The sequence below is a fragment of the Clostridium carboxidivorans P7 genome (assembly GCF_001038625.1).
Lineage (GTDB): Bacteria > Bacillota > Clostridia > Clostridiales > Clostridiaceae > Clostridium_AM > Clostridium_AM carboxidivorans.
In genome coordinates this window covers 5,542,880-5,568,149 of the sequence record NZ_CP011803.1, presented here as the reverse complement: position 1 = coordinate 5,568,149, position 25,270 = coordinate 5,542,880, and the positions used below count along the sequence as shown (strand labels likewise).

Genomic DNA, 25,270 nt, shown 5'->3' with positions numbered 1-25,270 from the left:
CTTGAAACTATTTATTGATAATTTAAATTTACTTTCCACCCTTGGATAGTTTATAAGCCTGTTCCCAGGTATCCTTTATATTTTCTATTAAAGGAATAAGCTCGTCCATTATGGCCAAATCTTTTTTCATATTAGCATCTATAAGTCTTCTTGCTATAAAATCATATACATTCATTAAACTTTTTGCCCAGTCTCCACCTGCATTTATATCTAATGTTGCCATTAATTCAAAAAATATGTTCTGAGTTTTTACTATATTTTCATGTGCCTTTTTCACATCTTTATCTATAATTGCCTGTCTTCCTATTTTTGAAAATTTTACAGCTCCATCTACCAACATAAGTAGTAATTGCTCTCTTGATGCATAATTTATACTGTTAGTTTTATATGTTTTATATGCATTTTGTGCGTACATACTTTAAACACTCCTTTTACGTAACAATGTGAATTGTACTAAAATATATTTCTATATTCGTATTATCGTAAGTAAATCTATATTATTTAATAAAAGCTTGAGAATTAACATTAAATAAAAAAACTAATTCTCTAATAATTATTTTCTCACATCTAAAATATGTCCTGATATTTCTTCCTGAGATTTGCTTTCTTGCTGTTCTTTATATGCTGGCACTTCTACTTCTTGAACTTTTACTGCATCAACAGATAAAAATTTCTTTTCTTTTTTTTTCTTTTCTTTTTCCTTTTCAAGTTCAGAAGCAAAACTATTTCCGTTCTTATTATTTTTATTTTCATTATCCTTGTTTATAGATATACCGCTTTTAGTATGAACTTTACCAGCGCTAGTAGTTTCTTTAACCCTTTGACGTACTTCAGGTTCTATTTTATTTAATCTAAATTCCATAGAAGCACCTCCTTTAATAATTAAAAATTATTAATTATTGGTTTATTTAAACCCTTTGATCTACCATTATTCCTGCCAATTCACAAAGTTTATCTATCATTTCCACAATTTTTGTAGGAGGTAATTCCTGAATTACCTCTTGTGTTTCGTTATCAACTATTTTTATTCCCATGTGTTTTGCCCTACCTACTGGTGCATATTCTACATGTGTCTGTTTTCCTTCAAGTAATTTATTCATTTTATCTACTGCTTGTTTTATTTCTACTTCACTTATTTTTTTTTCTTTACCTTCATCGCTTTTAATGTTTTATTATCTTGAGAAACTTTTAAATTCAAATCAATGCTATTTTGAGCTTTGTTACTAACATTTAAACTTTGTACTGAAGCGTTAGATGCAAAAACACCCTGTCCTCCTTGACTTAATCCTTTAACCTCCATGTTCAAACACTCCTTTTCAATATTAATATAATTATTTGATTTTTAACTTTTTAAGTATACTTATATCTGCAGCTGCTGCATTTATATTTTCATGTTCTACTTCTTTATATAATTCTTTTCTTAAAATTGTTATATTTTTAGGTGCTGATATAGAAAGTTTCACTGAACTATCATCTATTTTTACAACAGTAATTTCTATATCTTTTCCAAGCAAAATAGATTCTCCTTTTTTTCTGCTTATAACTAACATTTCATCATCTCCCCAGGAGTTTTAAAATTTCTCAAGGTAATTCTTAAATATATTATGCCTTTCAAAATATAAATTATTTTTTAAATAATAAATGCTTGATAACATAATTAGGATTATCCAATATTATTTGCTCTCCTGTTTTATTTTTTACATTTATTACTATAGGTGCTTTTAAATTTATTGTTATATCTGAAATATTGGTACTCAAAGTTACTGTATTTAAAACTAAAACATCTTCTTCTTTTTCAATTTCTAATTCTTTTAATTTTTCATCTTCTAAATCAAATTCATAATCTTTAATATAAAAGAAAGGAGAAATCACCACAAATCCTACAGCTTCATCATCTATAGAATGAAGTATGCTGAACACTTCATTTTCTTCTACTGAGAAAAGAATAAATTTTTTCAAATGTTCAAAGCCTGGAATTCCTTTTTTAAATATAATAACATCATTTTGATCATATTTCCTTATTCCATGGTATTTTGTTGATAGTTCCATTTTAACACCCTCTTATCCTTAACTCCTAACTTTACCTCATATAGTCCATAAGTGTTGGCTGTAATACCTTTGCACTAGTTTGTAATGATGCTAAATAAACAGTTTGCATTGTAGCAAATTCCATAACCTTTTCAGTTACATCTATATCTTCTGTTTTTGAAAGTATATCAGTCATATCAGCATTTCCTTGAACATTTTGTTCTTTAGCACTATCCATTCTATTTTGTTTTGCACCTACTTCAGAACGGATTTTTAAAGTCTGTTTAATTGCTTTATCTAAATCTGCTAAATCATCATTAGTTAAAGCTTTAGTAGCTATGCTTTCATTACTATTTCCATCATTATCTTTTCCATCTAAGTTATTTATAATTCTAGAAAGCAAACTTCTCAAATCATCACTATCCCCATCACCGTACTTTATTACATCCGAAGCTGAAACATTATACTCAACTAAAACGCCTTGAGATATTTCTGTTTGCCTCTTGTTAGATATCATATCGAACTGTAAAACATCTTCAGTAGTTGCTTTATTAGGATCTGTAATTAATTCTGTTTTATCCTCTTTGCAATAAATAAGTTGCGCATTTCCAGAGGAAGTGCAATCAAAAGTGTAGATACTTCCATCTGAAGTTTTCTGTTTTGTTGTAGCATCTATAACCGCTGCTTTGTTGCTTGATGCATCTGCTATAGTAAAAGTTAAATCATTCCCTATGTCAAAAGCTCCATCTTTATTAATCGGAATTGAGGATGAAGAAATTGCTTTAAAAGTAGCACCATTATCAGTACTTTTTGATACATTTATTTTGGTAGCCTTTCCTGAAGAGTTAACTTCTGCTATTTCTATTTTAAACTTAGCATTACCTGATCCATAAAATTTACCACCTACAGTTCCTACTCCACCACCAAGAGTACTATCTACTGGACCAATTGAAGAATCCATGCTCGCATCAACTGGTTTAGATGCTCCTTTTGTACCACCAAAAACATACTCACCGGCAAAAGTAGTATTTAATATTTGAGCTATTTGGCCTATTCTCTGATTTATTTCATCCTTTATTTTAGTCCTTTCATCAGAGCCATAAGCTGCATTTCCTGATGCTACAAGTTTTTCTCTTATGCTTTGAAATACATTTCCAAGTTGATTTAATGCAGTATCTGTGGTATCTAACCAATTTATAGTATTGGTTATATTTTTATTATATTGTGTATTTGCATCTATCGCTGTGTGCATTTGCATAGATCTAGCTACATTAAAAGGATCATCTGAAGGCTTTGTAAAATTCTTTCCTGTTGACATTTGCCTCTGAATTCTTTGTAGATTATTTAGATTAGCACTCATATCTGTTAAATAATTATTTGCAAGCATTTTATTAGTAACTCTCATTAAATATCACCTCGTTTTTTTACTTCTTAAGTCCATTTATTACCACATCTAGAAGCTGATCTACAGTAGATATAAGCTTTGCATTAGCTTGATAGCAGTGTTGAAATTGAACTAAATTTGCCATTTCCTCATCCAATGATACTCCTGATACGGAGTCCCTAGACTGTGTAAAGCCTGCTAGAAGACTTGCTTGATTTGTTACAGTCTTCTTTGCTTCCTGCTCTTGAATTCCAAGTCTATCAACTGTATCTTTAAAATAGCTGTCTAAAGTCATTCCACTAGTTTTATTGATTATTGCATTTACTCCTAGTTTTGAATTCACTTCAAATATGCCATCAAGGAAATCTGATTTTTTAGTTTTGGTAGAATTATCTGGATCTATATTCTGAATAGTCATAAGGCTATCTCTTAAAGTTTCCACTGCCACTGCTCTGTTTCCATCACTTTCACCTGTTAAAGGTTTATTATTTCCATCATATTTAGCTGCAGTCTTTATCTTCATAGGATCATCTATTATAGCTTGATTTATAGTAATATTTCCTGCTGTAATATCAGCTTCTGCATCTTCTATCTTACTTAGATCCGTACCAGTGTATACTCCTTTTTTTTGCGCATCTGCATTTACAAAAAAATTGTTTACCTCAATAATATTTCCTTTACTATCAGTAACATCTACAACTGCATTCTTTTCCTGACTTTCTATACCATTAACTGCAAAAGCCAATGCTTTTGCAAATTTATTTAATTGTCCTTCATAAGTATCTATATCCTTTTGAACAGACATATATCCTTTAAGCTCTCCAGAGGGAGGCTGAAACATTTTTAAATTTTCAAATTTTATTGAACTTCCTGCTGAAAGGTTACCTGATACTACTCCTTGAGATTTAGAAGATGTATCTACACTAAGAGCTACTCCATTATTATCTGCCCATAAAACTCTACATTGATTTAACTGTTTATATTTATCTGCTGCAGTAGTTGTAACTCCATTTTTATCTGTACTATCTTGTATATCTACAGTTATAGTTACTGCATTAGAACTATCAGTTTTATCTCCATTTTTATAATAAACTACAGTATACTTTCCTGCATCACCAACCTTTTGACCATCCGCTGGCTGTATACTATCTACATAAGAAAATCTACATGCTTGATCTGGAAAATTGGCCTGCACAAGATTAAGATTAGTAGTACCATCCGCAGCTAAAGGTGGTCTTCCATCATCTCCTACATCTTTTGATTTTGCATCATCAGATGTTGTTACATCATTTCCTTCAAATTGTTTTCTATCAACAGTTATTCCAAATTTTTCACTTAATTGATCTAAAAGCAAATCCCTTCTGTCCATTAAATCATTTGGATTATTTCCTGCTACCCTAACCTGTATTATTTCTCGATTTAATTGATCTATTTGTTTTAATTTACTATTTATATCAAAAACATCATCTTTAATAACAGTTTGAGTATTTTCCTTTAATTTTTCCAATTCATTATAAGTATGATTCAAGTCAGTAGTAAGGGTTAATGTATTTTGTGCAACTATAGATCTTGAATTGGATTCCTTGGCATTTGTTCCCAAGGTATTCCATGCATCAAAAAAGTTTCCTATATCCTTAGATATACCCGTATCTGTAGGCTCATTCATTATATTTTCTAGTTGACTTAGAAACTTATCTCTTCCTTTATACTGACCATCAACGCCTTTTTCTACTCTTATTTGATAGTCGAGAAAACTGTCTCTTATTCTATCTATTGTAGTTACTTCAACACCAGTTCCTAACTGTCCTGGGCCTACTGCATTATTTACACTAGGCATTGGAAAAGGTTTTGTAGTTTGCAATTCCGCCCTTTGTCTTGAATATCCATCTGTATTAGCATTAGCTATATTGTGAGATGTTACATCTATACACCTTTGTTGAGCAAACATTCCACTTTTTGATATATTTAAAGTTCCAAATAAACCAGACATTACGTTTCCTCCCTATCTTCTTTTTCCATATGAATTATAAGTTTTAGGTGCTTTATTAGGATTTAAAAAATTAAGCATTTGAGTTGTAAAACCAAGCTGCTGCTTGATTAAAACATCATTTGTATCTTTTTGTAAGACTACAGCATCTAAAAGCTTTTTTATATTCCTATAACTTTTTTCAAGCTCTTCATCCCTAAGCTGCAAAACTATTTCACTCATGTCCTTACCATTAGTTAAACTTCTTCTTTTCATTTCAAGGGAAGCCAACACCTTACTGCTTTGTTCTATCTTACCTCTTACAGCATCCAGTGCAAAAACTTCCCTCTTTGTTAAATATTGAAACTGTTCATCTAAACAAGATAGCAGTGTTTGAAGTGCTTTATGTTCTTCATTTATTACTGAATTTAATTCAGACGCGTTCATCATATACCTCCATTTTACATTTTCATTTCTTCAATCATCTTTTCTGCAACTAATCTTGAATCTATATTGTAAGTACCATTTTTTACTTCATTAGTTAGTCTCTCTATTTTTTCTTTTGAATTTACGAACTTATCATCTAATGAATAGGAGCTCAAACTTTTACCTAATGAGGATATCTGAACAGTATCATTCTTTTGAACTTGATCTTTTTTTTCTATGTTTTTTTTATGCTCTGAATAAAGACTTATAACTTTATTCGGATTAATTCCATTCACTTTCATAATCATACACTCCTAACATTTATCAAGTGAAACAACTTCTCTTCTATGCATTGCTAATAGTATTATCGGGTATATAAATCCAATGTTTATACCTGATAATAAAAGAAAAACCTTTATTTTTACTTCAAAATCCCTTTTTTTAGTTACTTTAATAAGAACGTAAATTTTATTAAAATTTCAAATTTAAAAATAAAATAAAAACAGCCTTTTTAAGGCTGCTTCTTTTATTTTAAAGATTTAATTCTTTCTTCACTACTTATAATGCTTGTAATTCTTACACCAAAGTTTTCATCTACCACAACTACTTCACCATAAGCTACTCTTTTTCCATTTACAAGTATTTCTACTGGTTCTTCTGCTAATTTATCTAATTCTATTAGAGATCCTGTTCCTAAATTTAATATATCCTTTATATTCTTTTTCGTTCTTCCCAGTACTACAGATATATCTAAAGGTACATCTAATATTAAATCTATGTTCTTAGGCATTTCTGCACTTGAACCTACTGGAGCTAAAGGCTGGAATGCTGCTTGCTTAACCTCAACCCTTGGTGCCTCTATAGGTTTTTCATATATAACTTGCTGTGGTGGTGCCTGATATTGCGCTTGTGGTTGACTTTGTTGAACTTGCTGTTGAGGTGTCACTGGCTGTGGCACTGGTTCTTGCTGTTGTGGAGCTGCTTGTGGCTCTGGCTGAGCTGGTGCTTCTCCTTCAGGAGATTCCTGCCCCATCATTATTGATACTATCTTTTTTGCTGTAGCTATCGGCAATATTTGCATTATAGTACTATCTACTAAATCACCTATTGCTAAAGAGAAGGATACTTTAATTATTGGCTCATCCTCTGATATACCTTTAGCCACAGGAGATTTCAAATCATTCCATATTGTGGATACAGGTGGGGATATATTTACTTCTCTCATAAACATGGTAGCCATAGAAGTTGCTGCAGAACCTATCATTTGGTTCATAGCCTCTGATACAGCACTAAGTTCTATTTCAGATAATTCCTTAGGATCTCCTTCTACATTTCCATCTCCTCCCATCATGAGATTTGCAATTACAGCTGCATCTGTAATTTTCATAACAAGAAGATTTTCTCCAACTATACCACTTACATACTTAACTTCCAATGCAACATTTGGAACTTCAAATTGATCTTTTAAATCCTTCAATCTAGTTATAGTAACTATTGGGGTAGTTATATTTACCTGTTGATTAATTATTGTAGAAAGCGCTGTGGATGCAGAACCCATAGATATATTACCTATTTCCCCTAATAAGTCTCTTTCTATATCAGTTAACGCAGGTAATTCTGATTCATTTGATGTCTCTGGTGTTTCCTCTGAAGTTTTTGTTTCTTCCGATGGTTCAGGTGGTGTGTCTTCGCCTCCCCCATTTAAAAGTGCATCTATTTCTTCTTGTGAAAGAAACCCATTACTCATAATTTTCCACATCCTTATCTATAATATCTAGTATCTGAACCCCCATATTTTTCCCCAACACTCCTGGTTTTCCATAGCAATATGGCTTATCTTCCACCATTAATTTAATAGGCGTATTTGCTTTATCATTCAATGTTAACACATCACCTACACCTAATCTTAAGAAATCATCTACAGTAATATTTGTAGTACCTAACACTGCAGTAAGATTCATATTTACTATATTCAATCTTTGTCTTAATTTCACTCTAGATTCCTCTAATATTGCTTCATCATTAGTGTCCTGGAACCAATATTGTACTACAAGCTTATCCAATACTTTTTCTATACTTAAATAAGGTATACATATGTTAATAAAGGTGCTGCTTTTGCCCATTTCTACAGAAAAAGTTATTAAGGCTACTGCTTCATTTGGCGCTAAAGTCTGATTTAATGCCGGATTAGTTTCTAATCCTTCTATTTCAGTATTAACTTCAAGCACATCATCCCAGGCTAATTTCAAATTAGATATAAGGCCTGTATTTATGACCATCATAATGTTTTTATCAATGTCTGTAAATTCTCTTGCTTTATATTTGCCCGTTCCTTTTCCACCTAAAAGCACATCTATTATTTCAAAAGAAAATTGTGGATTTGTTTCAAATAATACAGATCCACTTAAAGGTGGCATTTTAAATACAGTAAGGATTGTGGGATTTGGCACAGAGTGAATAAACTCTTCATAAGTTATTTGCTGTACAGACTCTATCTTTACTTTTACATTACTTCTTACCTGCGCAGTTAAATAATTTGAAATTATTCTAGCATAGTTATCATGAATAAGTTCAAGTGTCCTTATATGGTCCTTTGAAAATTTTTGAGGACTTCTAAAATCATAAGGCTTAACCTTTTGTTTTTCTTCTTCTTTTGGTACTTCATCTGGAGTTAATTCTCCAGCAGACAAGGCAGCTAAAAGAGCATCTATCTCGCTCTGCGATAATACATCTGCCATTCTCTTCCCTCATTTCCTATTAAAGAATTTCTAATTTGAAAGAAGTTTATCTATATCTATAAGTGTTACAATTCTATCTTTAAAATTTATAACTCCTTCGATATAAGCTTTTTTACCATCGTTTATTTTTTCTATTATTCCTTCTTCCACTTCTAAAACTTCATCCACTTGATCAACTGTTATTCCTACTAATTCATCTTCCATTTCTAAGATAATTATATTATTTTGTTTCTCTTCAGATTTTGATACATCTAATAAAAGATTTATATCTAAAAGTGATATCACATTACCTCTTAAATTTATGAGTCCTTTTATATGTCCTGGTGCCTTTGGAACTTTTGTAATTTCCATAGCATCATTTATGCTTTGAACCTTTGCAGTTTCTACTGCAAACTGTTCGTTATTTAATTTAAATACAACAACCTGCATCATTTAACACCTCCACTTTAATTGCCGCAAAATATTGTTTTTACTGCAGCACTCTTAACATCCCTTTATTTTAATTCCATCATAACTCAATTGAGAATGGGAAATTTAGAATGGAGAATTAATGCAAACTTTAATATAAAATTTAATACCACTCAATAAATTCTCGTCTAAATTTATAATATCTTTATATGCCATAAATAAATTTTAGCTAAATTTTTATTTCCAATTCTCAATTCTATAAGTGACAGATAACTTAATTTGTCATCTGTCACTAAAATTTACATTCCTATCCTATTACTTTTTTAATAGCTTCTAGTACTCTATCTGGTTGGAATGGTTTTACAATAAAATCCTTTGCTCCTGCTTTTATTGCATCCATAACCATTGTCTGCTGTCCCATAGCTGAACACATTATTATTTTAGCTGATGGATCGAATGCCTTTATTGCTTTTACAGCTTCTATTCCATCCATATCCGGCATAGTTATATCCATAGTTACTACATCTGGTCTTTCCTTTTTATACAATTCTACAGCTTTTAGACCGTTATTTCCTTCTCCTATTACTTCAAACCCATTTTTTTCTAATATGTCCTTTATCATCATTCTCATAAAAGCAGCATCATCAACAATTAATACTTTTGACATTTTATTCCCTCCAAATCTATTTACTCCTGTTGTTATTATTAAACTCCTAATGCACTTAACATTTTCTCAAGTGAACCAGGCATTGGTACATAATAAAAGTGTCCACTTATTTCTATTTCAGATTCTCCCTGGATAAACATAGTCTCTATATCAAGTACATAATCATCAAACTGTCCTGATTCTATAAATGTTGTAGAAAGTATTGCTCCTAGCATATCATAACTTACTGCTGGAACTGAAGGCATTATAGCTAGTCCAGTGAATCTTGATATAGCATTCATATACGAACTAGATATTATATTACCTATTTCACATATTACAGAATTACCCATTTCACTTAAATATTCTTCTTTTTCACCGGTTAAAGTTTCTACCAAATTTAGTGCAGTATCTTTTTCAAATACAAATAATATATTACCCGGTGCTTCACCTAAAACCCTCACTATAACTCCTACAACTATTTCGTCTCCACCTATACTTGAAAAAATATCATCAAAAGGTACAATATTTATGTCAGGAACTGTCATATCCACTTTTCTATTTATAAGTTGTGACAGTGCTGTAGCAGCATTCCCTGTACCTATATTTCCTACTTCCCTTAGTGCATCAAGCTGTAATGGCGTCATGTCTTGATAGCTCATATACTATTTTACCTCCCTACACTAAAGCAGCAACGTCTAGTATTAATGTTACTAACCCGTCTCCAAGTATTGTTGCTCCTATATATTCTTTTAGTCCTTGAAGTGTTTTTCCAAGAGGTTTTATAACTATTTCCTTTTGTCCAAACAATCCATCTACCATGAGTCCTACAGTTTTTTCTCCAACATTTACTATTACTATATAGTTTTTAGCACTATCCTCTTTAGTTAAATTAAGTCTATTACTCAATCTTACAAGAGGTGTTACATTGCCATTGTGTATTATAACTTCTTTATTATTAGTCATTTTAACTAAATCATCACTATAATCTATAACTCTATCTATATATCCTAATGATATAGCCATAGTTTCAGTTCCAACCTTAACAAGTAAAGCTTGAATTATTTGAAGAGTTAATGGAAGCCTTATTATAAAGGATGATCCTTTATCTTTTTCACTTATTAAGTCTACGGTACCACCAAGAGCCGATATCTTAGTTTTTACTACATCCATACCAACTCCTCTACCAGAGATATCCGTAACTTGTTCATTAGTACTAAAGCCCTGCATAAATATTAAATTTCTTATATCATTATCAGACATTCCTTCTGTATTTATTCCTAATCTTTCTGCTTTAGCTTTTACTTTATCTACAGGTACTCCAGACCCATCGTCTTCTACCTTTATTACAGCTTTAGTTCCTTCTTGATAAGCTATAAGTTTTATTTTTCCAACTTCACTTTTACCTTTAGCTAATCTCTCTTCCTTTGGTTCAACACCATGATCTGCTGCGTTTCTTAATAAATGAATTAAAGGTTCTCCTATTTCATCTATTACAGTTCTATCTAATTCAGTTTCTGAACCTTGTATGATAAGTTCCATTTCCTTATCTAATTCTACAGAAAGATCTCTTATCATTCTTGGGAATCTATTAAATACAGTATCCACTGGAAGCATTCTGATCTTCATAACTAAATCTTGAAGATCTGATGTAGTTCTAGCTACCTGCTCTAAAGTTTCATTTAAATCATTCAATTTATAATTACTACTTATTTGCTCTAATCTTGTTCTATGAATAACGAGTTCTGAAACCATATTCATAAACTTATCCAATCTTTCAAGATCTACTCTTACAGATTGATGAGCCTTTTTATGTGCTGCTTCTTTATGAGGTGCTTTTGCACTCTTTGCTGGTGCATTTGTTGCTGCTGGCTTTGGCTGTATTGCAGGTTTTTGCTCATGAGCTTTAGCCTTTACCTCATCATCTTTAGATTTTTCCTCTATTCTCTTAGCTTTTTCCTGTTTTACATCTACATCAGTAACGCTAACCCTATCTACCTCTGATATATTCATTAAACTATTACTTATATCATCTTTTTCTTTAGTAGATAAAAGTATTAGATCTATTTCGAAATCAAAATTTTCATTTTCTATATCTTCTGTACTTGGTACAGATTTTATTATTTCTCCAAAATCCTCAAGATTTTTAAATACAAGGAAAGCTCTAGCAGATTTTAAAAGTGTATTCTCACTTAGAAATATTTTTATCTGATAACATTTAAATCCTTTATCCTCTGCTTGCTTTACTACATTAATATCATATTCATTTAGCTCTATATTAACTTTTTTACCTGCTGCACTCTCTTCCTTTACAGGCTCTTCAGCTTTACCTTCCATCTGTGGATTTTCATCTGCAAATTCTTTAATTGTTTCAAGCTCATTCATTATATCAACAATTGAAACCTCATCTTCAACTCCATCAGATATATTGTTAACCATTTGCTCCAAAGTGTCAAGACATTTAAATAACACAGTTACAACTTTTTGAGTAACCTTAAGCTTTCCTTCTCTAAATTCTGATAGCACATCCTCCATTTTGTGAGTGAGTTCTGCCATTTCATTAAAGCCCATAGTAGCAGCCATACCTTTTATTGTATGAGCTACTCTAAATATTTCATTTAGTTTATCTATATTTTCTGGCTCCTGTTCAAGTTGAAGTAGTGACTCATTTAATGTTTGTAAGTTGTCCATAGATTCTTCAAGAAACATAGACATATATTGTGAAGTGTCCATTTTATCCCCTCCTTACAGCTTTCTGTATATAAATGTAGAAGCCTTTTCAAATCCATAATCTCTATAATTATATATACTTTCAGTTGCTCCTACAAATAGTAGTCCACCTTTTTTTAACGATTCACTGAATTTCTTATATATTTTATCCTTTATATCCTGATTAAAATATATTACCACATTTCTGCATACAATCAAATCAAAATCTCTATCATAGTTTTCAAGTATTAAATCATGCTTTTTAAAAGTTACCATATTTTTTATTTTAGGGCTCATGATATATTTATCGCCTTGTTGTGTAAAATATTTATCCAAATATTCCTTTTTTACATTTTTTATTTCTGAAATTACATATTCGCCTCTTTTAGCTCTTTCAATTATGGTATTATCTATATCTGTTGCTATTATTTTGTGTCTACCAGTAGGTGAAATTTCATCTAAATACATTCCTATAGAATAAGGTTCTGCACCTATAGAACAGGCTGCACTCCATATTTTTAAAGAGCTGCTATTCTTTAAAAGTTCACTCTTAAGCTTGTCCTTAAGTTCTTCAAATATTTCAGGATTTCTAAAAAACTCTGAAACATTTATAGTTATAAAGTCTAGAAACTTTTGTTTTTGTTCTGGATCTTTTTTTAGCATTTCTATATACTGCTCTATGGAACTTGCTCCTACTCTTGACATTAAACTATTTATTCTTCTATGAAGCTGGTTTGATTTATAGGCAGATAGGTTTATACTAAATTCTTTAAGCACCCATTTTTCAAAATAGCCCATATCCATAAAATCTACCTCCTATTTCCTGATACTGATGTTATTATTTCATGTGCTACATTATCTATTGGTAATACTATATCCACCATACCTGTTTCATAAGCTGCTTTAGGCATACCATATATAGTACAAGTTGACTTGTCCTCAGCTATAGTTATACCCCCCCTTTTTTTTATTTCTATAGTTCCATCAGCACCGTCTTTTCCCATTCCCGTAAGTACTGCACTTACAATTTGAGAACCGTATACTTTTGATGCAGAAATAAATAGTTTATCTACTGCTGGACGTACTCCCCATATAGGAGGCTCAGTATTTAAATGTACTTTATAATCTGCTCCTACCTCCATATGAAATCCTCCTGGAGCTACATATACTGTATCTTTTTTTACATTCATGCCTTCTGATGCTTCTACAACATGGATTTTACTATTCGAATCAAGTCTTTCCGAAAAAGCCTTAGTAAATCCCACAGGCATATGCTGTACAACAAATACAGGAACTCCCAAATTCTCAGGCAAAGCTGTAATTACTGTATATATTGCCTTTGGTCCTCCAGTAGATGCTCCTATAACTACTGCTTCAATTTTACCTGATCTGCTTCTAAAATTATTATTATATTCTACTTTTGTCTCAATTTTATTTTCCACTTGTATATTTTCATTAATCATTTTATTTTTTGGCAACCCCTTTTTAAATGCCAATCTTATTTTTTCAATCAGTTCACTTTTAATTTTATCTATATCAAGAGATATTTGTCCGGAAGGCTTTGGTATAAAATCAAATGCTCCTGCTGCAAGACAGTCCATAGTAAGCTCAGGCCCTCTTTTTGAAATACTGCTTAAAACTATTACTGGCACATTGATATTCTTCTTTTTTAATTCCTTTAAAGCAGTAATTCCATCTATTTTAGGCATTTCAACATCTAAAGTTATAACATCAGGTATACTGCCTTTTGACAATTTAATTAGTAAATCTTCTCCATTTCTTGCAATATCCATAGTTTCCATGTCATATTGTTCATTTATCATATCTGATATAAATTTTCTCATAAGAGCAGAATCATCTACAACCAAAACTTTAATCTTATTCAAACTACCACCTCTTTTTACTTAAGCCTATGGCATATTTCACCATCAAATTAAAGTTCCCTTACTCCCATTCCTACTGTTTTTATTTTTACATCTCCACTTCCAGCATCCAGTATCATGGTTCTTCCTTTATTCCCCCCGATATCTTCTCCTAATATAGGTATTGAGTATTCTTTTAAAGCATTTTTTACTGCTATACCATTTCTATTTCCAATATCCATTATCATGCTTTTATCTGAAAAATTAAACATAGAAGCTCCTCCAGCTATTTTAGCTTTAAGATTTCTTCTTGATGCTCCTAGCTTTTCCAGTTTTTCTATTAATATAGGAACTGCTAAATCAGCAAATTTCAGCGGATTTGTTACATTATTAAACTGAGTACTATCGGGAAGCATTATATGAGCAAGTCCACCTAATGATTTTGTATTATCATACATAGCTATTCCTATACAAGAACCCAATCCCACAGTTATTATTCTGTCAGGAGAAAAAGCTGTATTTAAATCTGCAATTCCTACTTTTATCTCTTTTATCTCCATATATATGCACCTTTCATTTTATAAATTAAATAAGCTTTTTTTCATCTTCTGTCAGTATGCTTGCAAGGTTTAGAAATATAATTATTCTTCCTTGTATTTTCACCAAGCCTTTTATATATCTCTTTGAAATTCCTACTGCTATTTCAGGTGGAGTTTCTATTTCATTTTCATTTATGTTTCTCACTTCTGATACTACATCAACTATCACTCCAAATTTATTATCTTCTTGTTTTGATACTATTATTTTAGCATCATTTTTCTTTTCTTCTTTTGTCAAATTAAACCTTTTAGCTAAGGAAATTACCGGCAACACATCGCCTTGATAATTTATTACTCCTTCTACAAAGGCTGGAGAATCAGGAAGTTTGGTTGGCTGCTCATATCCCAAAATTCTTTCAACTTCCATAATATCTGTAGCATAGTCTTCTCCATTTATGTTAAATATTAATATTTTAGCTTCTCTGCTGTCCATTTTTTACAATTCCTCCTCACTTTGCTAAATATAGTCTAAAACTTTACAAAATATGTGCTTAAATCATTCAATTACAGTTTTAGCTTGTCTACAATTATGTCACCACTATTTTCTAAATATGCATGTACGCCTCTACTTGGTGTATCCAGTACATACTCCCTATTTCCTACTAAAAGCACTGTATTTTGATAAGCTTCATCAATCCATATGTGTCCACCTTTTTCAACTTTTAATTTTGTAGCCACACCTGCTGTACTTCCAACTATTCTACACTTAATTTCATTTTTAGCATTTAAACTTCCGCCCCTAGCTACACTTCTCTCCTGCATAAAATATATACTTCCATTTGCTGTAATATTAGATATATATTCACCCTTTCCAGATATAACAACATCACCTGAACTTTGCACATTTGAATCCTGACAGTAAGATAACTTTACGTTTACAGGTATGGATAAGTCATTTTGGAAACCTATTAGCTTTTCTTCTACAGCTTCTACTATCTTATACAATATTGAATGATGTTCTATACTAATAGGAGCTATTCCTATTAACTTTGTTTTTATAAGTTTTACTAAATTTTCTTCTTCATAACTATTCAATTGTCTATTTAAATCTGCAACAACATTTATGCACAGCCTTGAAAATGTTTTAAACTTATTTTCTATAAGAATCTTTATTATCTCTCCATCCTTCTTATCTGGTCCTAAAAGATTAAACTTTTTTATTTCTTCTACTGCTCCTATTAAATTGTTTAGTGTTTCTTTAAAGCTCTCTAGATCCTTTATAGTTTTAAGCTTGTCTACATCTTCACCTCCAGCAAATATTTCAGCAGCAATTACATTTCCCTTGACATTTATATCTCCATTTGACCTTATATTAGCTCTTTCAACATCTTTTTCTATAGTCAATGAGTTTCCACATACTACTTCCATGCCCTCTTTTACATTACCATATATAATTATGTCTCCCATAAATTTTATGTTTCCTGTTTTTAAATCTACATCACTTCTAACTTCATGAATTGGATAAACATAAAAAGCATTATTTTTTATACATGGTTTACCTGCTATAGCTGAAAATATCAAATTTTCACTACTTGTACATCCTTCTCCTATCTTTATCTTTAACTTTTTTCCTGGTTTATGTTTTTTAATTCTTCCATTAACATCACAACCATCTTTGCCTTCATCTCCAGAATGTATCTCCCCTATTAAATCTCCTTTTTCTACTGCTGTTACAGAACCTATACTTTTAAAATCTATATTTCCAACTTTATCTTCTTTTAACTTTTTTAAATCTTCATCAGTGCTAAATTTTATTTCTACAAAATCACTTTTCCCATTTTCTACTTGTTGACCTCTAGCAACTACAAAGTTCTTACAAGGATTTTCTACGCAGGATTTTAAATTTTCTTCTATTATACCATATACTACATTACTATTGGCCAACTCTTGCTTAAGTTCTTCAATGTTATATCTAGGAGGAGAATTTTTCTTAATAACTTCTGGTTTTAAAACGGCCATTGCAGTTTCTGATACATCGCTTAATTTATATATATTTTCAGGTTTATATATAATCGTTGCATAAGCTTCCATTGCATCATCAGATAAAGTAATTTTTAACTGCCTTTGAGCTTTACTCTCTTCAAAAAAAACTTCTATTTTACTTTCTTCAAAAACTTCTTTTTTTCCTTTAATTTGTTCCCCATCTACCAGCACTTTTATATTATCACTCACTGCTATAGCAGCAGATGATCCATCTTCTTTAGGATTTTTAACTACTATTTGGCCATTTACTATTTTTATAGTACCATCGTTTTCATCTATAGTTAAATTCTCATTAGTATCCTCAGTTTTTTTATCTTCCTTATCTTCCTTACTACATTCAATTTTTATATCATCAGGAAACTCTATTTCTACAGTCACCCTTTTTCTAAATAAATGTTTCTTTTCCTCTAAAACTTTAAACTTTAATTGTTCTGTGTTCACACAAAATTCATCACAAGCTTTTTTTATGCACTTCTCTAAAGAAGATTCCTCATATACTTTTTTCATTGATCTTCCCCCCCATATTAGATATAAACCAAACTCTTTAAAATTTCAAAAGGTTCTTAATATTATCGTTTTATTTTTTTCTCACTTTATCTAATGTTTATATTATTTAAATTTTCTTTCATAAACAAACACTATGTATAAGCTTATTATACCATGTGCATATAGTGGCATAAAATACCTATTCCTTACTTTATGATAAAATATTAATAAAATGAGCTTAAAAAGTATAAGCTCATTCACAGTACATTGCATATTGTAATAAATTTACATATAATTATATGAAGTTTGAAATATCCTCTTTTGAAGCTTCATCATAAGCTTTCATTATCTTAGCAACTACTTCATTTTGTGCAGATTTAAAGTTAATTTTATCTACAGACCTTACCGGTAAAACCTTAGGGGAAGTTCCTGATATAAATAATGCATCTAAGTTTTCTAAATCATTATAATTAACCTTCTCTTCTTTCACATCTATATCATTTTTTTCACATAAGCTCATTATAACGCTTCTAGTAACTCCTGGTAAAACATTTTCAAGAGGTGCTGTTAAAACATTTTTTCCCTTAATCATAAATATATTAGATTTACTTCCCTCTGTTATATGTCCATTTCTATCCACTAGTATTGCTTCAAATGCATTGCTACCTGATATTTTCTTATCCACTATAGCTCTAAAATCTGCATTTATAATCTTTGCATTAGGATTTTCTCTTTCACCATGATAAAGTATTGTATGTACTCCATTTTCATAATCTTGTAAATTAGGATAATGATACTTCACAAAATAACACAAGAAAATCTTTTTATTTTCTTCTTGAAAATTAAATAGGAATTTTATATTACCTAAACTAGCTTTATTTACTTTTATTAACTGAAGTATTTTTTCTTTTACTTCACCTTTACTAAACCATAAATTTAACTTAGATACTCTAGAGGAATTATCCATTCTTTCCAAGTGCTTATCTAAGAATAAAGGTTTCCCATCTATTATTCTTATAACTTCATATAAGGATTTGCCTTTATGCAATATATTCTCATCAAATTCTTCGGATTCTTTAACTTCCGAATTACATATAAAATATTTGCTAAAGCATTCACTCATTAAAATCACTCCATTAAATAATTTTTATTTTATAACAATTATTATATCACACTTACTTCCAGTTTAATATTTTAATTTTATCATGTCCTTTTTTATAATTAATAAGAAACGGATTTCCTACCAAATTGAAAAGTGGCATATCTGATAATGAATCCGAAAACATATATGAGTTTTTAAAATCTACTTCCACATTTTCTTTCTTTAAAACTTCCATTAACCTTTTTACTTTTTCTTCTCCCTTGCAATTTTCTCCCACAATTTTTCTTCTATATTTGCCATTTTCACAGGTAAACCTTGTACCTATTACCATATCTACTTCTTTTATATTGTATAATTCATCCAAGTAAAACTCTGCTGATGCTGATATTAAATATATTTTACAACCTTCAGCTTTTAACTTTTTAATGGTGTCTATGGCATCTTTATAGAAGATTTTACTTAGTCTAGTTCTATAGAATTCTTCAACTAACCTTTTCATCTTAATTTCTTCTATTCCATCTATAAATGATATAAAATTTTCCTTTGCCTTTCCTGCCTCTAACACTTTAAATGCATAAGACAATACAGATACAAAACTTTTGGGAAGATGTATTATAAGCTTAGGATCCTTTTTTAGCATAAATAAATAAAACTCCATAAGAGTTTCTCTCTTTGTTAAAGTATAATCCACATCAAAAATTGCTAGTCTCTCCAAAGTAACACTACCCTTCTTAGTTAGTAACTTAATTTTTCTATATATAAAATTTCTACTTAATATAAAAATATTGCGACACAACTTTTTTCAGAGGACAGAGGACAATTGACAGAGGACAGTGAAGGATGGTTTTTCTCCGCTGCGCTGCGAAAAATCTTTAATTTTAAAAAAGCTCCCGTTTTTTGTTTTTAAGAAATGTTTTCTATGCAAGCAAAATTATCTAAAAATCATAGATTTTAGTTGCCTGCTCAAGCGACGTTTTGCTTTAGCAAAACAAGCGTAAAAATAAATTAGCTTTCTGACGTAAGGAGGAAAACTCACCTTCATTGTCCTCTGTCCTCTGTCAATTGTCCTCTCAAAAAATTATGTCGCATTGTGCTTAAACTACGAAAATCGCTTTAATAAAGAAAGCCGTTGCAATAATGCACCGGCTTCCTTTTATTTAACCTAATTTAAAATTTTAACTAATACATGAAAATTTTCAAGCTTCAGTTGCATTAAAATATCTAGTTAAATTCAACTATTCTTGTTCTTTTTCTTCACTTTTTACCATTTCTTCATAGTAAGCTGATACTTCTTCAAACTCCTTATCATCAGGAATTACAAGTTCTCCTTCTTCTCCTTCACCTACTACTTTAAATAAATATACTGCTCCATTATCTGGATGTTGTACTATAGCATATTCACTATTTTTATATTCAAATCCATCAACTACTTCACATGGAACTGTATTTCCGTTTTCATCTTCTAAATCAACTATTATACTTTCATGTTCTCCGCAGCCGCAGCCACAATCATGTTCATGTTCATGACTATGTTCTCCACATCCACAACTTTCATCGTTACAGCCACAACCGCAGTCATGTAAATTTTCTTTATCCATAAATAAAAATCCTCCTTAAATATGTTATGTTCTAATTGTACCCTTAATTACCGAATTTTAAAAGCACTTTTTTCATTTATTACACAAATATTTTTTCAGAGGACAGAGGACAATTGACAAAGGACAGTGTATAAAAAAAAGAAGTGCCTAAGCACTTCTTTTTTTTCAGGCTGTTGATAAACATATTTTGTCAGCAGTCTTTTAAATTTTTAGCCCGATAGGGCTTTTTTTAAATTCAAAAAGGATTTTAAGATTTTGTGTAGAATTAGTATAATATCAGATTTTTTAAGGAGTTAACTATTATGATTAAAGAAAATAATTCTGCACAGCAACAATTAGAGTTAGTATATATAGAAAATTTAGTTCCCAAAGATCATATCTTAAGGAAAATTGATAAATATATAGATTTTTCATTTATAAGAGATTTAACTAAGGACTTCTATTGTCCTGATAATGGACGACCAGCAATTCAGCCAGTAGTTTTATTCAAAATGTTATTTATAGGTTACTTATTTGCAATAAGATCAGAGCGACAGCTCGTGAAAGAAATTGAAGTAAATGTAGCTTATCGCTGGTTTTTAGGATTTTCATTAACAGATAAAATCCCAAGTCATTCTACTATAAGCCAAAATAGAATAACAAGATTTAAGGATACAAATATATACCAAGAAATCTTCGATAATATTGTATTTCAAGCAATAAATAAAAAATTGGTAGATGGTAAAATTCTATATACAGATTCTACACATTTGAAAGCTAACGCTAATAAAAACAAGTTTACAAAAGAACAAATTACACAATCAACCAAAGACTATTTTAATGAGTTAGAAGAAGACATTAATAAGGATAGAGTAGCTCATGGAAAACAACCTCTAAAAAAAAAGATAAAATAGAAAAAACTAAAGAAATTAAGACCAGTACTACAGACCCTGATAGTGGCTATATGCATAGGGATGGAAAACCAAAAGGATTTTTTTATTTAGATCATAGAACTGTAGATGGAAAGTATAACATAATAACAGATGTTTATGTAACGCCTGGTAACATAAATGATGTAGATCCTTATATAGAAAGACTAGATGTTCAAATTAAAAAGTTTAATTTGCAAACTAAATATGTTGGAGCCGATGCTGGTTATTCTACTAATAATATTTGTAAACAAATATTTGAACGAGAACTAAAAGCAGTTATGGGCTATAGACGTAGTCCTCATGTAAAAGGTAAATTTACTAAATTTAGATTCCAATATGTTAAAGAACAAGATGTATATTATTGTCCAGATTTAAGAGCATTAGAATATAGAACTACTAACCGTGATGGCTATAGAGAATATGCATGTAAAATCGAGTACTGCAGCCAATGCAATAAAAAAGAAAATTGCTTATCAGATAAAAGTAAAAGAAAAGTTGTTTATCGCCATGTATGGGAAGATTACAAGGATGAAGTAATCAAATTTACTAAGACTGATAAAGGAAACTGGCTATATAAAAGAAGAAAAGAAACTATCGAGCGTAGCTTTGCAGATTCAAAAAATCTCCATGGTCTGCGCTATTGTCGCATGCGTGGAATTAAAAAAGTTTCTGAACAATGTTTGTTAACAGCAGCAGTTCAGAATATGAAAAAGATAGCTAGGGTGCTATCGCACCTATTTTTGCAATTTTTAAAGAATGCACTAACCAATTTATGGATAACATTCTTTTTTTATATGCTACCGCATAAATATTTAAGACAAAATTAAACCCAGCACTTTAAAAAATGCTGGGTTTATGAACAATCTGAAAAAAAAGAAGTGCCTAAGCACTTCTTTTTTTTCTTATATTATTTTGCTGCAAGTTCTTTATATCCAGCAAGTCTTTCCTTAGCATCTCTTTCAGTTTTTTCAAATAATGCTTCTGCAGCTTCTGGGAATTGTTTAGAAAGTGAAGCATATCTTACTTCGCCCATTAAGAATTCTCTGAAGTCTCCAGTTGGTTCTTTTGAATCTAATACAAATGGATTCTTTCCTTCTTCTTTTAATGCTGGATTGTATCTGTATAATGCCCAATATCCACAATCAACAGCTTTCTTAGATTCTAATTGGCTCTTACCCATGCTAGCTTTTAAGCCATGGTTGATACATGGTGAGTAACCAATTACTAATGATGGTCCTGGATATGCTTCTGCTTCAGCTAAAGCTTTTACTAATTGGTTCTTATCAGCACCCATAGAAACTTGTGCTACATATACATAACCATAGCTCATAGCCATCATACCAAGATCTTTTTTCTTAGTCTTCTTACCACTAGCTGCAAATTTAGCTATAGCAGCTGTTGGAGTAGCTTTTGATGATTGTCCACCTGTATTTGAGTAAACTTCTGTATCAAATACAAATACATTTACATCTTCTCCTGATGCTAGAACGTGATCTAATCCGCCGTATCCGATATCATAAGACCATCCGTCTCCACCGAATATCCAATGTGATCTCTTAACTAAGAAATCTTTGTTGTCATATATTTCTTTTACTAAACCGCAGTCAGTCTTTTCAGCTTCGATTGCAGCTATTACTTTATCAGCTCTTTCTCTTGAACCTTCTCCAACATTCATGTTGTCTAACCAATCTTGAAGAGCTGCTTTTAAGTTTGCACTTGCATTTCCGCCTAGTACTTCTTTTACAGTCATAGCTAATTTATCTCTTAATTGTTCAACTCCAAGGAACATTCCAAGACCAAATTGAGCATTATCTTCAAATAATGAGTTAGCCCATGATGGACCATGTCCTCTATGGTTAGTAGTATATGGAGTTGCTGGTGCTGATGCTCCCCAGATTGATGAACATCCAGTAGCATTAGCTATCATCATTCTGTCACCAAATAATTGAGTTACAACTTTAGCGTATGAAGTTTCCATACAACCTGCACATGAACCTGAGAACTCAAGTAATGGTTTTTCAAATTGGCTTCCCTTTACAGAGAATTTCTTAGCTGGGTTTTCTTTATGTGATACTGTTAAAGCATAATCCCATGCAGCAGACTTCTCTAATTGAGTATCAAGAGGCTTCATAACAAGAGCTTTTTCCTTAGCTGGACAGATGTCAGCACAGTTTCCACAACCTAAACAATCAAGTGGTGATACTGCCATATGGAATTTAAGTCCTTTAGCTCCTGATGCATCTTTAGCTTCAAATCCTGCTGGTGCAGCAGCAACTTCTGCTTCATTAGCAAGAATTGGTCTTATTGCAGCATGTGGACATACAAATGCACATTGGTTACATTGTATACACTTGTCCATTTGCCATTCTGGAACATTTATAGCTACGCCTCTCTTTTCGTAAGCAGCAGTTCCTTGTGGGAATGTACCATCTTCCATTCCTACGAATGCACTTACAGGAAGTTTGTCTCCTTCTTGTCTGTTCATTGGATTAACGATTTTTTTGATGAATTCTGGAATTTCAGTAGTTGCAGCAGCTTCTTCTACGATACTAGCCCATGAAGCTGGAACTTCTATCTTAACTATTGATTCAACACCCTTATCGATAGCAGCATTGTTCATATCAACAACTTTTTGTCCCTTCTTACCATAAGAAGTTACAACTGCATCTTTTAAGTATTTAATAGCATCATCAACTGGAATAACGTTAGAAAGCTTAAAGAATGCTGATTGCATTATCATGTTGATTCTTCCGCCAAGACCAATTTCTTGAGCTATTTTAACAGCATTTAATGTATAGAATTCAATATTATTTTCAGCTATGAATTTCTTATATGAAGCTGGTAAATGTTCTTCTACTTCTTCTGGTGTCCAGATAGTATTTAATAAGAACTTACCGCCTTTTTTCAATCCTTCTAATACATTATATTTGTAAACATATGATTGATTATGACAAGCTACGAAATCAGCTTTATTTATTAAGTATGGTGACTTGATTGGAGTCTTACCAAATCTTAAGTGTGAAACTGTTATTCCACCTGATTTCTTTGAGTCATAGAAGAAATATCCTTGAGCATACATGTCTGTTTTGTCTCCGATAATCTTTATAGCACTCTTGTTTGCTCCAACAGTACCATCTGATCCAAGACCCCAGAACTTACAAGCTTTAGTTCATGCTGGTGTTGTATCTATATCTTCTCCAACTGGTAATGAAGTATTAGTTACATCATCAACTATACCAATTGTAAATCCATTCTTTGGATTTTCTAATTTTAAGTTTTCAAATATTGGAAGAATGTGAGCTGGTACAGGATCTTTTGAACCTAATCCATATCTTCCTCCAACTATTACTGGTTCTTCTTCTTTTCCGTAGAATGCATTCTTAACATCTAAGAATAAAGGTTCTCCTATTGAACCTGGTTCTTTAGTTCTATCAAGAACTGCTATTTTCTTTGCAGTCTTTGGTATATATTTAAAGAAGTGATCTAATGAGAATGGTCTATATAAATGAACTGTTAATAAACCAACTTTTTCTCCCTTAGCTGTTAAGTAATCTATTGTTTCTTCAATTGTATCACAGACTGAACCCATAGCTATTATTATTCTATCAGCATCTGGAGCTCCATAATAATTGAATAAGTGATATTCTCTTCCTGTTAATTTAGTCATTTCAGCCATGTAGCCTTCAACTATTTCAGGAATTGCTTCATAATATTTATTTGAAACTTCTCTTTCTTGGAAGTATATATCTGCATTTTGAGCAGTACCACGAGTTACTGGGTGATCTGGATTTAATGCTCTTCTTCTAAATGCATTTACAGCATCCATATCAACTAAATTTTTTAATTCATCATATTCTAAAACTTCAATTTTTTGTACTTCATGTGAAGTTCTAAATCCATCAAAGAAGTTTAAGAATGGAACTCTTCCTTTTATTGCTGCTAAGTGAGCAACAGCTGAAAGATCCATAACTTGTTGTACTGAACTTTCTGCAAGCATTGCAAAACCAGTTTGTCTACAAGCCATAACGTCTTGATGATCTCCAAATATGTTAAGTGAATTTGTAGCAAGTGCTCTTGCTGATACATGGAATACTCCTGGTAGAAGTTCTCCAGCTATTTTATACATATTAGGTATCATAAGTAAAAGACCTTGTGATGCAGTATATGTAGAAGTTAATGCACCTGCTTGTAAGGAACCGTGAACAGCACCTGCTGCGCCACCTTCTGATTCCATTTCCATAACCTTTACAGATTGTCCAAAAATATTTTTTCTTCCTTGTGCTACCCATTCATCAACATGTTCAGCCATTGGTGATGATGGTGTTATAGGGAATATTGCTGCTACATCAATAAATGCATATGAAATATGAGCTGCAGCTGTGTTTCCATCCATAGTCTTCATTTTTCTCATAAAAAATTTCCCT

25 protein-coding genes and 1 pseudogene are annotated in these 25,270 nt (G+C 31.2%); 1 reads left to right on the top strand and 25 read right to left on the bottom strand.

The annotated features are described in order from the left end of the window. Positions 1-28 precede the first annotated feature (28 nt). The 24 genes from fliS to Ccar_RS24920 form a co-directional block, all read right to left on the bottom strand. Complete coding sequence (gene fliS, locus Ccar_RS25030) at positions 29-415, bottom strand: flagellar export chaperone FliS (protein WP_007059592.1); 387 nt, start codon at positions 413-415, stop codon at positions 29-31. Between the two features lie 138 nt (positions 416-553). Then, positions 554-862: a hypothetical protein gene (locus Ccar_RS25025; RefSeq protein ID WP_007059593.1), complete on the bottom strand. Its 309-nt coding sequence runs from the start codon at positions 860-862 to the stop codon at positions 554-556. A gap of 46 nt (positions 863-908) precedes the next feature. Next, the gene (locus tag Ccar_RS25020; RefSeq protein WP_007059594.1) at positions 909-1,100 is read right to left on the bottom strand and encodes a flagellar protein FlaG; all 192 of its coding nucleotides are present in this window, start codon (positions 1,098-1,100) and stop codon (positions 909-911) included. A gap of 32 nt (positions 1,101-1,132) precedes the next feature. Then, positions 1,133-1,300 carry a hypothetical protein gene (locus tag Ccar_RS27185; RefSeq protein WP_007059595.1) on the bottom strand — a complete coding sequence of 56 codons (168 nt, stop codon included), beginning with the start codon at positions 1,298-1,300 and terminating at the stop codon, positions 1,133-1,135. 31 nt (positions 1,301-1,331) lie between these two features. Next, the gene (csrA, locus tag Ccar_RS25015) at positions 1,332-1,550 is read right to left on the bottom strand and encodes a carbon storage regulator CsrA (RefSeq protein ID WP_007059596.1); all 219 of its coding nucleotides are present in this window, start codon (positions 1,548-1,550) and stop codon (positions 1,332-1,334) included. Between the two features lie 73 nt (positions 1,551-1,623). Further along, a complete protein-coding gene (fliW, locus tag Ccar_RS25010) occupies positions 1,624-2,049 on the bottom strand; it encodes a flagellar assembly protein FliW (protein ID WP_007059597.1) in 426 nt (141 codons plus the stop codon). Between the two features lie 31 nt (positions 2,050-2,080). Next, positions 2,081-3,433, bottom strand: a complete 1,353-nt coding sequence (gene flgL, locus Ccar_RS25005; protein WP_007059598.1) for a flagellar hook-associated protein FlgL — start codon at positions 3,431-3,433, stop codon at positions 2,081-2,083. A 19-nt stretch (positions 3,434-3,452) separates the two neighbouring features. After that, positions 3,453-5,402, bottom strand: coding sequence for a flagellar hook-associated protein FlgK (gene flgK, locus Ccar_RS25000; protein WP_007059599.1), 1,950 nt, complete (start codon positions 5,400-5,402; stop codon positions 3,453-3,455). A 12-nt stretch (positions 5,403-5,414) separates the two neighbouring features. Next, the gene (locus Ccar_RS24995; RefSeq protein ID WP_007059600.1) at positions 5,415-5,825 is read right to left on the bottom strand and encodes a flagellar protein FlgN; all 411 of its coding nucleotides are present in this window, start codon (positions 5,823-5,825) and stop codon (positions 5,415-5,417) included. Between the two features lie 14 nt (positions 5,826-5,839). Next, complete coding sequence (gene flgM, locus Ccar_RS24990; protein WP_007059601.1) at positions 5,840-6,106, bottom strand: flagellar biosynthesis anti-sigma factor FlgM; 267 nt, start codon at positions 6,104-6,106, stop codon at positions 5,840-5,842. A 224-nt stretch (positions 6,107-6,330) separates the two neighbouring features. Continuing rightward, positions 6,331-7,551 carry a flagellar motor switch phosphatase FliY gene (fliY, locus tag Ccar_RS24985; protein WP_007059602.1) on the bottom strand — a complete coding sequence of 407 codons (1,221 nt, stop codon included), beginning with the start codon at positions 7,549-7,551 and terminating at the stop codon, positions 6,331-6,333. Then, positions 7,544-8,542: a flagellar motor switch protein FliM gene (gene fliM, locus Ccar_RS24980; protein ID WP_007059603.1), complete on the bottom strand. Its 999-nt coding sequence runs from the start codon at positions 8,540-8,542 to the stop codon at positions 7,544-7,546. Before fliM ends, fliY begins: the two co-directional genes overlap by 8 nt. A gap of 30 nt (positions 8,543-8,572) precedes the next feature. Then, a complete protein-coding gene (locus tag Ccar_RS24975; RefSeq protein WP_034826194.1) occupies positions 8,573-8,971 on the bottom strand; it encodes a chemotaxis protein CheW in 399 nt (132 codons plus the stop codon). 286 nt (positions 8,972-9,257) lie between these two features. Continuing rightward, entirely contained in the window at positions 9,258-9,617 is a 360-nt protein-coding gene (locus Ccar_RS24970; RefSeq protein ID WP_007059605.1) for a response regulator, read from the bottom strand. Positions 9,618-9,655: 38 nt separating this feature from the next. Continuing rightward, positions 9,656-10,258, bottom strand: coding sequence for a chemotaxis protein CheC (locus Ccar_RS24965; RefSeq protein WP_007059606.1), 603 nt, complete (start codon positions 10,256-10,258; stop codon positions 9,656-9,658). A gap of 16 nt (positions 10,259-10,274) precedes the next feature. Continuing rightward, positions 10,275-12,329, bottom strand: a complete 2,055-nt coding sequence (locus tag Ccar_RS24960; protein WP_007059607.1) for a chemotaxis protein CheA — start codon at positions 12,327-12,329, stop codon at positions 10,275-10,277. A gap of 12 nt (positions 12,330-12,341) precedes the next feature. After that, on the bottom strand, positions 12,342-13,109 hold the full coding sequence (locus Ccar_RS24955) for a CheR family methyltransferase (protein WP_007059608.1): 768 nt from the start codon (positions 13,107-13,109) through the stop codon (positions 12,342-12,344). Positions 13,110-13,114: 5 nt separating this feature from the next. Beyond that, positions 13,115-14,191, bottom strand: a complete 1,077-nt coding sequence (locus Ccar_RS24950; RefSeq protein ID WP_007059609.1) for a protein-glutamate methylesterase/protein-glutamine glutaminase — start codon at positions 14,189-14,191, stop codon at positions 13,115-13,117. A 47-nt stretch (positions 14,192-14,238) separates the two neighbouring features. Continuing rightward, positions 14,239-14,727, bottom strand: a complete 489-nt coding sequence (locus Ccar_RS24945) for a chemotaxis protein CheD (protein WP_048030474.1) — start codon at positions 14,725-14,727, stop codon at positions 14,239-14,241. 25 nt (positions 14,728-14,752) lie between these two features. Beyond that, positions 14,753-15,199, bottom strand: coding sequence for a chemotaxis protein CheW (locus Ccar_RS24940; RefSeq protein WP_007059611.1), 447 nt, complete (start codon positions 15,197-15,199; stop codon positions 14,753-14,755). 71 nt (positions 15,200-15,270) lie between these two features. Then, on the bottom strand, positions 15,271-17,256 hold the full coding sequence (locus Ccar_RS24935) for a flagellar assembly protein A (protein ID WP_007064797.1): 1,986 nt from the start codon (positions 17,254-17,256) through the stop codon (positions 15,271-15,273). A gap of 274 nt (positions 17,257-17,530) precedes the next feature. Further along, entirely contained in the window at positions 17,531-18,358 is an 828-nt protein-coding gene (locus tag Ccar_RS24930) for an aminotransferase class IV (protein ID WP_007059614.1), read from the bottom strand. Between the two features lie 52 nt (positions 18,359-18,410). Continuing rightward, the gene (locus Ccar_RS24925) at positions 18,411-19,052 is read right to left on the bottom strand and encodes an HAD-IB family hydrolase (RefSeq protein WP_007059615.1); all 642 of its coding nucleotides are present in this window, start codon (positions 19,050-19,052) and stop codon (positions 18,411-18,413) included. A gap of 520 nt (positions 19,053-19,572) precedes the next feature. Next, the gene (locus Ccar_RS24920; RefSeq protein WP_007059616.1) at positions 19,573-19,935 is read right to left on the bottom strand and encodes a DUF1292 domain-containing protein; all 363 of its coding nucleotides are present in this window, start codon (positions 19,933-19,935) and stop codon (positions 19,573-19,575) included. Between the two features lie 302 nt (positions 19,936-20,237). On the opposite strand from Ccar_RS24920, the gene Ccar_RS24915 reads away from it, so the two are divergent. After that, positions 20,238-21,673 (top strand): IS1182 family transposase gene (locus Ccar_RS24915; protein WP_242852182.1). Its coding sequence is split into 2 segments (ribosomal slippage): positions 20,238-20,814 and positions 20,814-21,673, totalling 1,437 coding nucleotides; the frame shifts between segments, so codons are not numbered across the junction. Between the two features lie 80 nt (positions 21,674-21,753). Here the strand turns inward: Ccar_RS24915 and nifJ are convergent. Continuing rightward, positions 21,754-25,257, bottom strand: a pseudogene (gene nifJ, locus Ccar_RS24910) (pyruvate:ferredoxin (flavodoxin) oxidoreductase). Between the last annotated feature and the right edge of the window lie 13 nt (positions 25,258-25,270).

Coding starts and splice junctions, on each gene's coding strand:
- fliS (WP_007059592.1), bottom strand. CDS start 415: ATGTACGCACAAAATGCATATAAAACATATAAAACTAACAGTATAAAT.
- Ccar_RS25025 (WP_007059593.1), bottom strand. CDS start 862: ATGGAATTTAGATTAAATAAAATAGAACCTGAAGTACGTCAAAGGGTT.
- Ccar_RS25020 (WP_007059594.1), bottom strand. CDS start 1,100: ATGAATAAATTACTTGAAGGAAAACAGACACATGTAGAATATGCACCA.
- Ccar_RS27185 (WP_007059595.1), bottom strand. CDS start 1,300: ATGGAGGTTAAAGGATTAAGTCAAGGAGGACAGGGTGTTTTTGCATCT.
- csrA (WP_007059596.1), bottom strand. CDS start 1,550: ATGTTAGTTATAAGCAGAAAAAAAGGAGAATCTATTTTGCTTGGAAAA.
- fliW (WP_007059597.1), bottom strand. CDS start 2,049: ATGGAACTATCAACAAAATACCATGGAATAAGGAAATATGATCAAAAT.
- flgL (WP_007059598.1), bottom strand. CDS start 3,433: ATGAGAGTTACTAATAAAATGCTTGCAAATAATTATTTAACAGATATG.
- flgK (WP_007059599.1), bottom strand. CDS start 5,402: ATGTCTGGTTTATTTGGAACTTTAAATATATCAAAAAGTGGAATGTTT.
- Ccar_RS24995 (WP_007059600.1), bottom strand. CDS start 5,825: ATGAACGCGTCTGAATTAAATTCAGTAATAAATGAAGAACATAAAGCA.
- flgM (WP_007059601.1), bottom strand. CDS start 6,106: ATGAAAGTGAATGGAATTAATCCGAATAAAGTTATAAGTCTTTATTCA.
- fliY (WP_007059602.1), bottom strand. CDS start 7,551: ATGAGTAATGGGTTTCTTTCACAAGAAGAAATAGATGCACTTTTAAAT.
- fliM (WP_007059603.1), bottom strand. CDS start 8,542: ATGGCAGATGTATTATCGCAGAGCGAGATAGATGCTCTTTTAGCTGCC.
- Ccar_RS24975 (WP_034826194.1), bottom strand. CDS start 8,971: ATGCAGGTTGTTGTATTTAAATTAAATAACGAACAGTTTGCAGTAGAA.
- Ccar_RS24970 (WP_007059605.1), bottom strand. CDS start 9,617: ATGTCAAAAGTATTAATTGTTGATGATGCTGCTTTTATGAGAATGATG.
- Ccar_RS24965 (WP_007059606.1), bottom strand. CDS start 10,258: ATGAGCTATCAAGACATGACGCCATTACAGCTTGATGCACTAAGGGAA.
- Ccar_RS24960 (WP_007059607.1), bottom strand. CDS start 12,329: ATGGACACTTCACAATATATGTCTATGTTTCTTGAAGAATCTATGGAC.
- Ccar_RS24955 (WP_007059608.1), bottom strand. CDS start 13,109: ATGGATATGGGCTATTTTGAAAAATGGGTGCTTAAAGAATTTAGTATA.
- Ccar_RS24945 (WP_048030474.1), bottom strand. CDS start 14,727: ATGGAGATAAAAGAGATAAAAGTAGGAATTGCAGATTTAAATACAGCT.
- Ccar_RS24940 (WP_007059611.1), bottom strand. CDS start 15,199: ATGGACAGCAGAGAAGCTAAAATATTAATATTTAACATAAATGGAGAA.
- Ccar_RS24935 (WP_007064797.1), bottom strand. CDS start 17,256: ATGAAAAAAGTATATGAGGAATCTTCTTTAGAGAAGTGCATAAAAAAA.
- Ccar_RS24930 (WP_007059614.1), bottom strand. CDS start 18,358: ATGAGTGAATGCTTTAGCAAATATTTTATATGTAATTCGGAAGTTAAA.
- Ccar_RS24920 (WP_007059616.1), bottom strand. CDS start 19,935: ATGGATAAAGAAAATTTACATGACTGCGGTTGTGGCTGTAACGATGAA.